This window comes from Paenibacillus caui, from assembly GCF_019904135.1.
Classification (GTDB): domain Bacteria; phylum Bacillota; class Bacilli; order Paenibacillales; family Paenibacillaceae; genus Fontibacillus; species Fontibacillus caui.
Genome location: NZ_JAIOGQ010000031.1, coordinates 1 through 15,195 on the forward strand (window position 1 = coordinate 1; position 15,195 = coordinate 15,195).

The 15,195-nt window shown below is 47.5% G+C and carries 13 protein-coding genes and 1 pseudogene; 4 read left to right on the forward strand and 10 right to left on the reverse strand.

Annotation, left to right across the window (positions count from 1 at the left end; translation table 11 throughout):
• Positions 1-596: 596 nt before the first annotated feature.
• Complete coding sequence (locus tag K7397_RS16930; RefSeq protein ID WP_223069112.1) at positions 597-737, reverse strand: hypothetical protein; 141 nt, start codon at positions 735-737, stop codon at positions 597-599.
• Here K7397_RS16930 and K7397_RS16935 point away from each other — a divergent pair.
• Positions 721-1,035 (forward strand): annotated as a pseudogene (locus tag K7397_RS16935) (transposase); the annotation flags it as partial. The gene K7397_RS16930 and the pseudogene K7397_RS16935 sit on opposite strands and share 17 nt — an antisense overlap.
• A gap of 153 nt (positions 1,036-1,188) precedes the next feature.
• On the opposite strand, the gene K7397_RS16940 reads toward K7397_RS16935, so the two are convergent.
• The 6 genes from K7397_RS16940 to dcuS all read right to left on the reverse strand — a co-directional run bounded on the left by K7397_RS16940 (position 1,189) and on the right by dcuS (position 7,332).
• Entirely contained in the window at positions 1,189-1,551 is a 363-nt protein-coding gene (locus tag K7397_RS16940; protein ID WP_223069115.1) for a hypothetical protein, read from the reverse strand.
• A 215-nt stretch (positions 1,552-1,766) separates the two neighbouring features.
• Positions 1,767-2,555: an SDR family oxidoreductase gene (locus tag K7397_RS16945; protein ID WP_223069118.1), complete on the reverse strand. Its 789-nt coding sequence runs from the start codon at positions 2,553-2,555 to the stop codon at positions 1,767-1,769.
• 67 nt (positions 2,556-2,622) lie between these two features.
• Entirely contained in the window at positions 2,623-3,642 is a 1,020-nt protein-coding gene (locus tag K7397_RS16950) for a 2-hydroxyacid dehydrogenase (RefSeq protein WP_223069121.1), read from the reverse strand.
• A gap of 43 nt (positions 3,643-3,685) precedes the next feature.
• Entirely contained in the window at positions 3,686-4,741 is a 1,056-nt protein-coding gene (locus K7397_RS16955; protein WP_223069123.1) for an AEC family transporter, read from the reverse strand.
• A gap of 264 nt (positions 4,742-5,005) precedes the next feature.
• The gene (locus K7397_RS16960; protein WP_223069125.1) at positions 5,006-5,713 is read right to left on the reverse strand and encodes a response regulator; all 708 of its coding nucleotides are present in this window, start codon (positions 5,711-5,713) and stop codon (positions 5,006-5,008) included.
• Entirely contained in the window at positions 5,710-7,332 is a 1,623-nt protein-coding gene (gene dcuS / locus K7397_RS16965) for a DcuS/MalK family sensor histidine kinase (protein ID WP_223069127.1), read from the reverse strand. Before dcuS ends, K7397_RS16960 begins: the two co-directional genes overlap by 4 nt.
• A 593-nt stretch (positions 7,333-7,925) precedes the next feature.
• Between dcuS and K7397_RS16970 the strand changes: the two genes are divergently transcribed.
• Positions 7,926-8,624 (forward strand): histidine phosphatase family protein, encoded by a 699-nt coding sequence (locus tag K7397_RS16970; RefSeq protein WP_223069129.1) that lies wholly within the window; start codon positions 7,926-7,928, stop codon positions 8,622-8,624.
• 25 nt (positions 8,625-8,649) lie between these two features.
• Positions 8,650-9,324 (forward strand): YdeI/OmpD-associated family protein, encoded by a 675-nt coding sequence (locus tag K7397_RS16975; protein WP_223069131.1) that lies wholly within the window; start codon positions 8,650-8,652, stop codon positions 9,322-9,324.
• A gap of 115 nt (positions 9,325-9,439) precedes the next feature.
• On the opposite strand, the gene K7397_RS16980 is transcribed toward K7397_RS16975, so the two are convergent.
• The 3 genes from K7397_RS16980 to K7397_RS16990 all read right to left on the reverse strand — a co-directional run bounded on the left by K7397_RS16980 (position 9,440) and on the right by K7397_RS16990 (position 13,768).
• Positions 9,440-10,894 (reverse strand): glycoside hydrolase family 68 protein, encoded by a 1,455-nt coding sequence (locus K7397_RS16980; protein WP_223069132.1) that lies wholly within the window; start codon positions 10,892-10,894, stop codon positions 9,440-9,442.
• A 399-nt stretch (positions 10,895-11,293) separates the two neighbouring features.
• Complete coding sequence (locus K7397_RS16985) at positions 11,294-12,145, reverse strand: PRD domain-containing protein (RefSeq protein ID WP_223069133.1); 852 nt, start codon at positions 12,143-12,145, stop codon at positions 11,294-11,296.
• A gap of 36 nt (positions 12,146-12,181) precedes the next feature.
• Positions 12,182-13,768, reverse strand: coding sequence for a PTS transporter subunit EIIC (locus K7397_RS16990; RefSeq protein ID WP_223069134.1), 1,587 nt, complete (start codon positions 13,766-13,768; stop codon positions 12,182-12,184).
• 390 nt (positions 13,769-14,158) lie between these two features.
• Here K7397_RS16990 and K7397_RS16995 point away from each other — a divergent pair, with 390 nt between their 5' ends.
• Positions 14,159-15,190, forward strand: a complete 1,032-nt coding sequence (locus K7397_RS16995; protein WP_223069194.1) for an ABC transporter substrate-binding protein — start codon at positions 14,159-14,161, stop codon at positions 15,188-15,190.
• The last annotated feature ends 5 nt before the right edge of the window (positions 15,191-15,195 follow it).

The following is a 15,195-nucleotide window of genomic DNA, read 5'->3' on the forward strand; positions in this document are numbered from 1 at the left end:
GAACGAACAGAAATTCTGCAGGTCTGCCCTTTTTTATGTCCGAAGTCACCTGAGACGAAAATACACCACCAACTACTCCTTAGATTCTGCTGTCTAATTCTCAATCACGGAATTATGCAAAATGCTCTATTATCAAATGCTTCAATGTTTGTATTACTCACAAAAATAAATTCGGATAAAATTTTTCTAGCATTATCTTATACTTTTGCAATCATACCTAGTTTGGGTCTGTGGATAGGACTATATATAAAGAGAAAAACTAAAAAATGATCATTTTAATATGAGTTGCTGGAAGCTATTATGCAAGCAAGCCTTTTCCAACAAAACGCGGAACGTTAAGAAGTAAAACCAAAAATAAAGTGTTAGACTCGGAAAATAAAGTTGTAGACTGAGCAAATTGAGTAATAGACCCGGCTCTGATTGGCATGCCATCGGAACTGGAACTGCATGACTACGACTGGCACGTCGTGGTGGCGACGTCCGGCCTATTGCACAGCGAAGCTACAGGTCCGCTTTTCTGGACGTTCTGCCGGACGCGGCGCGGCACGTCAGGCACGCTGCTACGCAGCCCGGCCAAGTCACAGCGAAGCTACAGCTCACGCTCCTGTACGCTCTTCCGGACGCACCGGCGCTGCGCGATCGGCACGCTGCGGCGAGTCCCGGACAGCAACCGGCGAAGCTGCAACTCGCGCTAGCCAGTCTATTACTTTATTTTCTCCATACAACAGCGAACTCAAGACCGACCTGAACCTGGAGCGCTTGCCCTCGGGTAAATTTGCGACGAACGATTTGGTCCTGTGCGCAGGCTTGGTTGCATACAACCTGCTGCGAGTGATTGGGCAAATCTCGCTGCAAGAATCCGATGCTCCGGTACGCACAAAGGTTCATCGCAGACGGGTGAAAACGGTCATTGAGAATTTAATTTGGCTGGCCTCACGCCTCGTGGAGCATGCCAGGCAGACCAAACTTCGCTTTGGGCGGCACAGTCCTTGGTTTCCAACGTTTCGACGGATATACATGACGTTGTCCGGTTAACAAACAACGAACATACATTCGAACTGGGCTTGTTTTAGGGCAAGCTCTGTTTCTTTATGCCTACACCGACCTATTTGACGAGGATTTAAGTCTATTGTGGTTGCTTCAAGCACATGACAGCGAATCTATGTGGTCCTTGGGCATTTCACGGATTCAGGCTTCATAGTCAAATACATAAATATCAAGGCTTTTTTGATGATTGGCCGCTTTGAACAGCTCTTGTTCGGCATAATCGATCATGCCCGGCTTCATATACTCGCATCCGGTTTTGGTTAGAAAGTAACACTCCCCTAGATCCAATTCATAACAGGCAACAGCAACGATCTCCCCGTTGTCCTCCCATATGCCAGATCGGTGTGTCAAGCGATGATTAAAATAAGGATGTGTATGAGCATATTCCCAGAATGGTTGCGGGATATTGCCGCCCAGTTGGTATCTCTGAAAGTTTTGACGAATAAATTCATTGATACGCTCAAAATCAGAAAGCAATTTATATCTTCTAAGTGTGATATTCAATTCCGTTTCCTCCAAATCCCCGGGCATTGCATGGCACCCTTACATCTCATCGCGACTCATCAGATACCGGCTTCACGCCCAATGATTTCCGCCAGCAGATGCCGGCCGGCACAGAAGCCGAAAGCTTCAAGTGAAAATCGATCAAATCATGCACAAAAAAAACGGGCCCGACGACTTTGTCGCCGTAACCCGTTTTTTTCACCTTATAAATGAGCTTAAATGGACTTGATCATTCCGCCGTCGACCAAGATCGAGCTTCCGGTCATATATGAAGCGGCATCGGAAGCCAGAAAAGCAACGACTTTGCCGAATTCTTCAGGATTCCCGTAACGGCCAAGCGGGATGTTCGCTTTCGAATCAATCTCCACCTGTTCAACCGACTTGCCCGTCGCCTTCGCTTTGATTTCGTCGAGGGTGCGTACCCGGTCCGTTGCGATCCGCCCGGGAGCGACCGCATGAACAAGAATATGATACGGCGCAAGCTCTACCGACAGCGTCTTGGACAGCCCCACTACACCTAATCGGAATGTATTAGATAGCAGGAGTCCGGGAATCGGCTGCTTAATGGAGGAAGAGACCAGATTGATAATACGTCCGCTTTTCTGTTCCTTCATATAAGGAAGCGTTTCGCGAATCAATCTTACGGTACTGAGCAGGTTCAGCTCGAATGCGCTCATCCAGTCTTTGTCCGTAAATTTGGCGAAATCCCCGGACGGTGGACCGCCTGCATTCGTAATCAGAATGTCGATCGTTCCGAACGCGTTGACCGTCTTGTTGATGGCAGCGGTGATTTGCTCAGGCTGGGTAACATCGCATACTGCATAATCCACCATACCGGGAGCAACCGCCGCAATCTCCGCTTTGGCCAGGCTGAGCTGTTCTTCGTTCCGGCCGGAAAGCATAACCCGAACGCCTTCCTTCGCCAGCTCCAGCGCGCACGCTTTACCCAGCCCTTTGCTGGAACCGGCGACAAATGCTACCTTGCCCTTCAAACCTAATTCCACTCTTCTTCACTCCCCGAAAAGTACCTGAATCCGCCTCAAAGTAAATGCCTCACCTTGTGGGGTTATTTTATGCGTGTACCAATACCTTGGTATCCAGCTCGCCTTTCGCTTTGCCTTCGGTCAGGAACTCATGCAGATTATCGTAAGAAATTTCCACCATGTTGGTCAACGCTTCATCCGTATAAGAACCGACATGAGGAGTGATGATCACCCGTGGGAAATGGCTCACCAGCTTATCAATGGTTTTGTTAGGAATAGCTTGACCGTTCAGGTTCTTGAAGAAGAACGAACTTTCCCCTTCGAATACATCCGTTCCGAATCCGCCAATGCGATTCTCTTCGATGGCGCGCAGAATGGCTTCGTCATCCTGCAGTTCGCCTCTCGAAGTGTTGACGAGGATGGCATCCTGCTTCATTTTTCCAAGGAAATCATCATTGATCATCTTATGATTTTCCCCTTTGATGAAAGGAACATGCACCGACACGATATCGGAAACGGCGAGCAGCTCATCCATAGGCAAGAATTCCACGACCTCTTTGGCCGCATCGCTTTGGAAAACGTCGTAAGCGACAACTCTGGCACCGAGGCCCTTGAACAGTTTTGCAGCCGTCAGGCCGATGCGGCCTGCACCGAGTACGCCCACCGTACAGTTGCGGATTTCTTTGCTGAACATCGCCTCATCGATCACGAAGTTCTTTTCTCTTGTCCGGTTTGTGGTGTACGCCGTATGCCGCAACAGCATCATACTCAAGGTTACGGCAAGTTCCGCAATCGCATTAGGGGAATAAGCGGGAACGCGGGCCACTTTAAGACCGAAATCTCTTACGGCTTCCAGGTCGATGTGGTTGAACCCTACCGTTCTCGTCAGCAGGTATTTCACGCCGAATCCGGCCAATTTCTCGATGTTCTGCCGGGTTGCCTTGCAATTGCCCCGGATCATGACGGCATCCGCATTGTTGGCTTCATTTACGTTGTCATCGTTCATCATATCTGGAACTAAAGTCAGGTTATAATCATATTTATTCAATTTATTAAAGAACTCAACTTCAACATCACGAACACCATAGCATACCAAATTGATTTTCATAGCATATTCCTCCAAAATTTTTATTTATATGAAAGGGTAATACTCAGGAAAAGACTTGCATCTGTTTAACGACTTCCAGGATGACAATCCATAACGGAAGGACGACGATACACCCTACTGTCGAAAGTAGAGAACAGTTTGAGGTCAGAACCGCCTCTTTATCAAAACTGATCGAATACGCTGCAGCCACAGTCGCGGTAGGCGTAGCCATCATGATGATAACGGTAGCCAAAGCCGTTTGAGAGATAGGAAGAATGCCTGTTACGTTTAAAAGGAACAACAATACGATGTTGATGACCGGCACGATAACGACTTTGGCAAAGCTGTAATACCAGGCATCTTTGGTTTTGAGTGCGTCTTTCAGAGAAATCTCGGCCAAGGTTGTGCCGATGGCAAGCCAGGCCAGTGGAGAACATAATTTAGCCAGATAATCCATCGGCTTGTACAGCCAGAGAGCGGTCTGATCAATCCGCAAGAACGCATATTCCGAAACCTTGCCGTCTACTGTAACGGACATTTGCGGCAGATACTTTTGAACCACCCAGATTAGCAGACCTACAAAGGTTGCAATCACAATCGGATTCAAAAACATCGTTTTAATATTTTTCTTCTCCATTTTCAGTCCGGACATTTTGATGTATCCGTAAGAATAAAGGAAAACCCTGTAACCAATATTGAAGATGGATGCGTACATGACGCCTTTTGCTCCGTAAATCCCGCCGATAATCGGAATTCCGAAAAAGGTAGTGGAGCCGAAGATGGTCAAAACCCGAAGAACGTCTTGTCTTTCACCCTTGTATTTCAGGAAAAACGGCTTGGATACGAATATCAGAATGATGTAAATGAGAAGTCCCCAGATCAAAAGGCTCGTCCCCTGCTTTAACGACTCTGTATCGATATCCTGCATGAATGAGGTAAAGGCCAAAGCAGGAAGCGCTGCGGATAGAACTACCTTACTCAGCACTTTGCCCGTCTGGTCATTCAATATCTTTTTCTTGCGTAGGAAAAATCCCAAGAAAATGATAGAGATGGTTGAGGTAATAGCACTTAGAAACTTCATGTCTGTTGCAATGTTCCCGATGATCTCTACGATGTTCACTTCAAACCCTCCGTTTGTGAAATAATGCACGTTAACTTCCGAAAAAAATGGTGAACTTATTGTGATTTATTTCACTTCTTAATGTGTTTTTGTTTACGAGTTCATCATAAATCCATTTCATTTCGGTGAATACGTTATGAAACTTTTGAAAGTGATAATGAAAGTATAGTAAGTGAAATTTGTAACAAAGCAAAAAAAGGGCCGTTGCTTGAGGAGTTCAAGCGACGGCCCTGCGTTCTATTCTTGCCAACCCGAGAAAGGCAGCTATAAGTATGGTTTAAGCACTTCGCTGATTTCTCCAGTAAAATGATGCTTAGTAACCGGTCTTCCTACCAGACCGTACTCAATCTTTACCTCGAGCAAACCTGTATCCTCCAGGAAATGCAGATACTTGCGAACGGAGACCCTGGATAGCCCCACGATAGCGGCGATTTCTTCCGTTGAGAAGTCTTGTCCGTCCATGGACAAGATCGATTCACAGACCAACTTAAGCGTATGTTTCGTAAGTCCCTTTGGCAATTCAACCGTTTCGTCAGGTTTATCCTTCGTCAGAAGCAACTGGTCCAATTCCTTTTGGCTAACCGTCTGCTGGGTATCCATAAAATTCACTTTCTTGCGGTACGCCAGGAGCGCCTCTTGAAACCTTTCGAATTCAAAAGGCTTGATTAAATAATCCACCGCGCCGTACTGCATGGCCTTCTTTACACTGCCCATATCCTGGGCGGCCGTAATTAAAATGACATCGATGTTCTTTCCCTTATTCCGAATGTAGGTTAACAATTCAAAACCGTTTCGGCCCGGCATATAGACGTCGAGCAGGATTAAATCGACATCTGTTTTTTCCAGAACCGAAATCGCTTGACTCACGGATGAGGCAATAGCCACAAAGCGGAATCCCTCGATTTGAGTTAAATAACGTCTGTTATATTCCGCAACCATGGGGTCATCTTCCACAATCAATACATCAATCACACTTCGTCACCTTTCGCCTCGTATGGTATTTTTACTTGAATGCTGGTACCTCTTCCGACAACCGTACGAAGTTCGATGTTGCCTTGCAGCTCCATTACCGTTTGTTGTACGAAAAACAGACCCAAGCCTCTGTTTTCTCCCTTGGTGGAAAAGCCTTTGGTAAAAATGTTCTCTCTGATCTCTCTCGGAATTCCTTTTCCCGAATCTTTCACTTCGATCAGCAACCATCCGCAATCATATTGGAGCGTAACTATGACTTGTTTCTTATCGCATTCCTGCAACGCCTCTATGGCATTATTAATCAAATTCCCCGTAATTTTAATCAAATCGTGAAGAATATCCGGATCTTTCGGCTCCGGCAAATAGCTTTCTTCACTGACGAGAAATTCTACGCCGTCTTCCCTTGCACTGCTAAATTTCCCTAATAGAAAGCCGGCAAATACGGGATCTTTGATTCGTCTTACAATAAAGCCGACCTCGCTCTGATGTTGACCGGTGGTCTGTTGAATATATTGATCCAGCTCTTTATAGCTGCCCATATGAACCATTCCCGAGATGACCTGCAGCTTGTTCATAAATTCGTGGGATTGGGCGCGAAGCGCATCCGAATAATGCTGTACGCCGGTCAGCTGTTCCGCTAATTTCTTGACCTCTGTCAAATCTTTAAAAGTGGCGAGCGCCCCGACGACTTCACCGTTTACCCGTACAGGAACATAGTTCGCCAAAACCGTTACCCCTTTAATATTTTGCTCAACGTTCAATTCCGGATTCCCGTCTTCCAGCACTTGCTCAAAAATCGTCTGAGTCGAATACGAATCGATTTTCTTCCCGAGTAAAAATTCGGCTTTCTCTCCAAGCAAGTCCATCGCCTTGGAGTTGACAAGCGTGAGCGCTCCGCTTCGATTGACCGCAAAAACACCCTCATCTACCGAATGCAGCATCGCTCCTCTTTCTTCCAGAAGCTGCGCAATCTGAGAAGGCTCCATGCCGAACAGGATTTTTTTGATATGCCGTGCCAATAAGAAAGCCCCGATCAATCCGGCGGTTAAACCTATAATTATACCTGCCGTGACCATGAATTGGCTGCTTCTTACTTCCTGCATGATCTTATCGAGATAGATGCCGACAACTACAACTCCGACCTGTTTGCCATCCGCATCTCTTACAGGGGTGAAAGCGCGTTGGGATTTACCGAGAACGCCTTTAGCAATCGATACGTATTCTTCTCCGAGCAACGATCTGGCCGCATCTTTCCGATCTAAAAAGGAATGTCCGATGGCTTTAGGATCGGGGTGGGACTTCCGAATCAAGTTCATATCCAGAACAACCACATAACCGACGCCGGTTAACTCCATGGTTTGAGAGGCATACGTTTGAATATCCCGTTCAGGTCGTTTACCCGTCATTCCATCTATGACAATATCCGAATGCGCCACCATTCTGGCGATATCCGTTACTTTTAAAGATAAGTTTTGCTGCGTATATTTAGAGATGTTTCTGCCGATTAACAGATTGGTGACCAGCAGAACGACAATGACAACCACCAAGACTAGGATGATCATTTTGGTTTGAAGCGACCATCCGGCTTTTCTTCTCAGGGGTTTTGATTTCCAGTTCATCTGATTCATCACACCTAACGCATATTTATAAAAATGAACTCCACCTCAATATACCTTAATAAAGAAAAGGTCACAAGATGTCGAATTTAGTCGCTCTGAATAGAATAAGCGCGAAGTTTACGGGAAATTAATCATGTTTCAGGATACGACCGAATCAGCATCGCCTATCGGAAGCACCTCGTGAATCTGGGGTGATTTTTCCTGAGAGAGAGGATCATGTTATAATAAAGGCAAAACAAGCGTAAAATGCAAAGAGAGCCGTGCTGGTAACACGACTCCCTGAGCAATAGCCGCTCTTAAGGGCGGCGGCTTAACAGGTAGGCCTCATGAAATGGACCGCATCCTTTGACCAGGGCGGTCTATTTCTTTTTGAGGTAAGACAGCAGTGACAACGCTTGATAAACCTCCACAGGCATCACCTCCCTTCCGGGAGCTTAGCCAGACCGCCCTTGCAAGCCTTTCTATTGCTTCTACGATTGAAGCGCTTCATTCTCTTTTGTTAATTTTTAGCCTCCATGAGCACAATACGGTTAGGAAAACGAAACGCCGGAGTTCATTCCAGGCAGGAGGAGAGAAGAGCGATGAGAAGATAGATGCGCATAGGCACGATCCTGTTATTCCTTATGCTGCTGCCGCAAATGGCGGGGGCTGCGGAAGCCAGAGTTCAAGCAGCGCCGGTTTATCCCACCCTGCTGAATTCGCTTCGTGAGGGTGGATATATTCTGTATGTCAGGCATGGGGAAGCAACAGAAGGCGACGATCAACCGAACCTGATCTTCAGCAATTGCCAGACGCAAAGAAATCTTTCCGAGGAGGGAAGAAGGCAAGCCGCAGCTTTTGGAGAGGCGATTCGCAGATTGCAGATTCCCGTTCAATATCCGGTTCTGGCCAGTCCCTTTTGCCGAACCCGGGAAACGGCAGCACTTGCTTTTGGAGAACAACATGTGAAGGTCGATCCCTTCTGGGTTACTATATATCAATTAAGCGGTGACATCACGGCAGCAGAGCAGGAAAGGACCTTAGCAGCTCTAACATCTGTGCTCGAGAACAAGCCGCCTGCCGGGACGAACCAGGTGATCGTTGCGCACAGTTTCCCGAAAGGGATCGGCTTGGGCGAAATGCCGAACATGGGGACTGTTGTTGTGAAACCGGGAGGGCAGGGACGTGGTTACGAGGTGGTAGATCGAATTTCTTTAGACGAGTTCTCGGGATTACCCTCCAGCACGTTATCACGTCAACAAGGCAACTTGTTGCAAGGCGACAACGGGAGCTTTTACAATAATAAGCAATAGAAAAATGATGAGCAGGTGGATAACAATGGCCAAAACCATAGTAGAAAAACTAAACTTGCACAATTATAAAAAAGCGGCTGTACTGCATATGCCGGATGGTGTGAATGCTTTGGAGGAGCTGGCCGGTTATGATACGGAGCTCGTCCAAGGTCAGGCTTATGATCTTATTTTTGCTTTTGTGTTGGATATGGAATCGCTAAAAGGACTTGTGAATCAGGTTATTCAGGGGCACTTTTTAAACAAAGACGGCTATCTCTATTTGGCTTATCCGAAAAAAGGAAACAAAGTATATCCGACGTTCATTCATCGTGACGATTTACTCAAGGGGCTGGGTGCAGATGAAAATGGGTACATAGGAACAAGCGGCATTAAATTTGCGCGCATGGTAGGCTTGGATGATGTGTTTACCGTTGTCGGTCTGAAAGAGGATGCACGAAACAAAAACCGCGCCTCAACGAAGGCAAGTCAACGTGTAGATGATTATATCGAGATGATTCCGCGCGTGGAACAAGATTTGCAGGACACTCCGGATTTGCTTGCTTTCTACCAATCGCTCACCCCGGGTTACCGGAAAGACTGGGCCCGTTATGTGTACAGCGCCAGTCAAGAGGCGACAAAAGCAAAACGGCGCGAGGAAATGAAAATGATTCTTGGGGCGGGCTACAAAAGCCGGGATTTGTACCGCAGGGATCACAAGTAAACGGTTCACGTGCATGCCTATTTTTGTTCATAGGGGTACTTCGCTTATAAAAAAAGAAAGAAAATGCCTTTGAAAATCGGCATTTTCTTTCTTTGATGATTGGAGAGTCTAGGGGTTAGTCAATCGTCAATTGACCTTGCTCAAGGATGCTGTCTTTCACAACAGATGTTTTGGATCCTTCAATGTTCAGCAAGAAGCTTGGTGCAAAAGTAGATTTATGATCCGCAAAGAAACCTCTGTTTGTCATGTAGCTTGTGATGACAACATTGTTGCCCTCAGCTTGCGGGATCGCAAAATGAGAGTAAGTCCAGGTAAGATCGTTAGGATCGAGATCCATGTTGAGTACAAGCCCGCTGCCGTTGAGCGGTTTGTAAGGCCCTGTCAGAGAGTCCGCTACATAACCCAGCATGTAAACATCTTTGTCGCCGATTCCGTCAATGGTCATTTTAGCACCACGGGAATCCGTGAACAGATACCATTTGCCATTCAGTTTAAAGACGTTAGCGCGTTCGATTTCATCGGTAACCGTATTGGAGGCAATGAGCGGCTTCATCACGGTTTTCAGCGTGTAATCATCATTCAATTCAATAATGCCAAGCGATCCGTTCGCCAGTGTCGCGAGAGACTTCTTAGGGCTGAACAATAATTTAGTCTTCTCAGCTTCAAAGAAGACGTGGCTTCCTTCATAGTAAGCTCTATTGTAAAGCGATTCTTCACCTTGGTAGCCCGTTTCCGTACCGGTATTCGATTCGAAAACAAGGTATTTACGGCCGTTGTCTTCCACATAGTGAGGATCTCTCAGCGTATGGTTATCGGAATAGTCGCCTCCACCGAATGATTGGATTACATTTTGGTATATTTTTCCATCCCCGTCAAAGATCGATTTGAAATCTTCCACGCCATCCACTTTCAGCGTATCGGAATCCGGCTCCGACAAGTTGACTTGCGCCGTTGTCAAGGTTTGTTTACCAAAGAAACCATGTGCCGGATCCCAGCCTTGGCGATTGGTATAGAACAAGCGAACTTTTCCTTCAGGGGTTAAGGTAGCAGAACCGGACCATTCTTCAGCCTGGTCTCTCAGAATTTGATCGTTTGTTGCAAATTTATCGCTATCTTTAAATACTCGGCCGGCATTTTTCCAGCTATCGATGGAGTTGTCGCCTACTTTTTTATAGAACAAGTAAATGAACGTGTCCCATCCTCTTTTAGGGTCTCCTGCCAGAGCAAAAGCGATTTGGTAGCCGTTATAGTTTGCTACTGTTCCGTCTGCGTTTTGAAGCGGCCAGCTGTCCCAAACATCAAGATCGATTTGGTTGCCCCACTGATCAAAGCCTTTTGCAGAAGCAATGTTTTTAATTGTGGAAGCATCGAATTGCGGCACTTTAAATTGCTCGTTATTCTGTTGTCCAGGTATTTTCAGCATGTCAAAACGCGTAATGTGGGAGAAGCCATAGCTTTCTTTATAATCTGTGCTGTCTTGTTCCGCAAAAGCTGAAGCCCCGCCACCTGCCAATAAAGCTGTTGCAAATGTTACCGCTGTTGCTTTTCTCACAAACTTTTTGATGTTCATCCTCTGTCTCCCTTTCCGTTTCAAATTTGGTTGTTCCTCTTAAACAAGAAAAAAAAGACCTAAAAATTCCGATGGAGACATGTCATAAATGTCAATCTCCAAAAGGATTTTTAGGTCTTGCCTGCTTAACAGTAACAATCCCGGCATATTTGGTTGCCTGCGCTTATTCTATAATTTTATGGCGAGTCATGGCTATAGACTGAAACTCCTGTTTTGATTGAGGCTAAAGAAAGCCTATTGTTTGCTGCTTTATCCTCAAAAACTCCTAAATTATCAATAGTTATTCAATATGAACTAGGTCTATTGGTTTAAAGGGATAAAGTATTGGAAAATCACAGAGCGGGCAGGTACAGCAGCTGAGGAGGAGGGGGATAAACGGCTTTTGCGAAAAGACATCAATTACATCATCTGTATATCCTTAAACCGGGTGCATACCCGGTTAATCTCCATCGCGACCAGCACCCGCTGGCTGTCGGTGAACGAATATCCGTAATCCTCTTCCACCTGATCGGCGATTTCCAGGGCCTGTGCATTGGCAAGGGCATAGCGTTCCTTGGCGATCCGCACAATTTCCGGATTCAACTCGCTATAGAGCTTGCCCGTTTCATCGGTTTGCAGGATATTCTCAAGCTGGGTTACCAGCCGCTCGTAGTTGGCAGAGCTCCGGCTGAGCGTAACTCCGGCTGCTCGTTCTATCCCTTCGGCAATATCCCGAATCATGGCGGTCATATCCGCGTCCGTCCCGCAGGCCCCGGCGTTTTTCCAGGCGGTATGTATGTGCATGGCGATATATCCCACCTCATCCTCGGGAATTTCAACCTGCAATTTCTCGTGAATCATATGTTTCGCACGCAGCCCGATTTGGAACTCCCTCGGATATAAAATGCGAATTTCGTTGAGCAGCGTGTTCCGGATGGCCATTCCTTTGCCGATCCTCTCCAGGGCGAAGGAGAGGTGGTCCGTCAGCGCGATATGAATATGCTCATTAAAGGTGACCTTAAGTTCGCGCTCTGCTAGCGAAATAATTTCCTCGGATACCGCAATCTCCTCCTCGGGCAGTGTACGCAGCATTTCCTGCAGGTGGCCGTATTGATCCGGATCATCCATCACGAATACTTTCTCGATGAGGGACGGATCGACAATGTCGTTTTTCCTTTTCTGAAAAGCAATACCGGAACCCATGACAATCTTTTCTTCACCGAGGTCGTTAACGACAACTGCGTTATTGTTAAGAATTTTTTTGATTTTCATGCTATTCTCCTATGCTTTTACGCTAAGTAGTTTAGATCATGGTTTCGTAGGAGCCGCTTTGTCAACGCCAAGGATCCAGGTAACCGCAAAGGCCGTTGACGCAGCAAGCAGAAAACCGATCATGTAATGAACAAAATTCATCAGTCCAAGCTGTACGATAAAGGCGATCATCGGAATTCCGGTGAGGCCGAACGAATCCGCCACCACCTGATGAAAGGCTACATAAGCCCCTCCTGCAGCGCCACCCGCCGCAGCGCCCAGAAAGGGACAGCCGAGCTTAAGGTTGACGCCGAAAGTGACCGGTTCGGTGATGCCAAGAAAGGCGGTGATCGAGGCAGGCAGCGCTATTTTCTTAAGCGACTTGTCCCGGGTTCTGGCATAAACTGCAAGTCCTGCACCGCCCTGTGCGACATTCGCCATGGACCAGATCGGGAGCAGAAAATTGACGCCAATATTCGGATTGGAAATGAGCCCGATCTCCACAGCCTGAATGCCGTGATGCAGCCCGGTCACGACGATCGAATTGTACATTCCGCCAAGCAGCAGCCCAAACACCGTACTTCCGTATTGGAACACCTGTTCCAGCAAGCTGCTAAGAAAGCCGCCCAGCTCAGTGGCGAGAGGTCCAATAACGAGAGCGGCAATGCTGCCGCCTACGGCAAAGCTTAGAAAGGGGATTAGCATACGAGCCCCCAATGACGGAATGATTCGCTGCAGCCCCTTCTCGATTAGAGTCAGCAGTAATGCCGCAAGAATAGTCGGAATTACGGTTCCTTGATAACCGAACTGCGGAGCGATCATTAAATCCTGGGGCTTCAGCGGTTCTCCGCCAAAACCTGCGATTCGTGCAAGATCGGGACGGGTCATGACAATGCCGATGGCGGCGCCGAGGGCCGGGGTACCCCCAAATCGCTTGGCCGTATGATACCCGAACATGACAGCCATCACCTGAAAGGCCGAACCGGTCAGTAATGATAAGGTTCGAAACAAGGTACTTTCCGGCTGCGCCCAGCCGAAGACCTCCAGCATGCCGAGCAGGCCGAGCAGCAGGCCGACCCCCACAAAGAGCGGAATCATAGGCACGACAATATCGGAGAAAAAGACGATGGCGTCCATCACCCGTCTTAGCACGCCCGGCGCCCCCAGGCTTTTCGCTTTCGGCCGTGAAAAAGCAGCTCCGGTCTCCGGCATCCTTTGTTTCCGTACCTCCGGCGGAGGAAACAGCGTCCGGCCGGTCGGCCCGGCATCGCCGACCGGACTTGCCTGTTCGTACGGCCTCTCGGCATGTTCCTCTTCCCGTTTCAAAGATGGCTCGCCTTCTTGAAGAATGCGGACCATTTGACGGTGTACTTTAAAGACCATGGCCGATCCCACTATGACTTGCAGGTGTCCGGCCCGCATAAACACCCCCTGAACCTCTTCCATGCCGGAAAGGCCGGCTGCATCGACCAGGGCGTGGTTACGCACCCTGAGACGGACCCGAGTCGTACAGTGAGCGATTTCGGACACATTGTCCGTTCCTCCGGACAGCTCGATCAGACGCAAGGCCAATTCCCTCGCCGAGCCACGAATCTCCTTCGCGGCCTGTCCAGCCTGTTCCGAGCGAATAATCCCTTGCGGCATTGCAGATCCTCCTAGCCTATTTTGCAGGTAAAGACTTCGGGTCCGTCCCGGTCTTATTCAGGCCGGGGGAACATCCCCCCAAAAAGTACGAATCCCTAATATCTGACAGTAACCCTATTGTGACAACGATCAATTCTAAAATCAATGGTCAGGAATTACCACCTTAGCTTTAGAGAAGCAGGTATTCCGCCTTAGTTCGGAACGGTCCAGCATGGAGCTGGCTTGCCTTAAAGATGATTGAATCCCGGCACATTTTGAGGTTAATATACATGACATAATATGATATGTTAGTTGCGTATTTTGGACGAAGTTGTCGAATTTTAGGATTTTAAACGGATGCAGGACTGGTAGAATGAACTTGTAATCCAAAAAGCGGGGGGAACAGAGATGATGAAGTGGTTGAAAATGTCAGTTATTCTTACGTTATTGGCCGGAGTTTTAGCTGCTTGCGGAGGTTCCAAATCGGAAGGCGACGAGGCAGGCGGTTCGAACAAGCTGGTTGTTTATACGCCAAACAGTGAAACAATGATAAACGCGCTGATTCCGATGTTCGAGAAGCAAACCGGCATTACGGTTGAGCTGGTGTCGGCGGGAAGCGGGGAACTGATCAAGCGAATCCAGTCGGAGAAGGAGAGTCCGTACGCCGATGTTATGTTTGGCGGGGCGTTTGAGCTGTTTAATGCCAATGCCGATCTGTTTGAGAAGTATGTTTCTCCAAATGATCAATATTTGCTGGAAGGTCACCGTAATACGACCGGCTTCATGACTTCTTATGTCTCCGACGGAAGCGTATTGCTCGTCAACACCAATTTGGCTGGCGATATTCCAATTAACAGCTACGAGGATCTGCTGAATCCCAAACTGAAAGGTAAAATCGCTATAGCTGACCCGGCTAACTCCAGCTCGGCATTCCATCAGCTTACCAATATGCTGAAAGCAAAAGGCGGAGATTACACCTCCGACGCCGGATGGAACTATGTCGGCGAACTGGTCAAGAACCTGGACGGAAAAATCGCCGCCGGTTCCAGCAAGGCTCACAAGAGCGTAGCCGACGGAGAGTACATTGTAGCTTTGACATATGAAGATCCTGCGGCAAGTTATGTAAGAGACGGAGCTCCGGTAAAAGTCGTATATCCTTCGGAAGGCACTGTTTTTCTGGACGCGGTAGCAGGAATTGTCAAAGGCTCCAAGCATGAAGAGAATGCCAAGAAATTTATCGATTTCCTGATTTCGAAGGAAGCGCAGAATGCCCTGGGAACAGAGACAACAAACCGTCCTCTTCGGACAGACGCGCAGCTAGGCAGCTACATGACGCCTATCGATCAAATTAAAGTGATCCAGGAAGACGTGAATTATGTAAGTGACCATAAGAAAGAGATTATTGAGAAATATACTGATGTATTCACAAGTTTTTCGAAGTAATACGA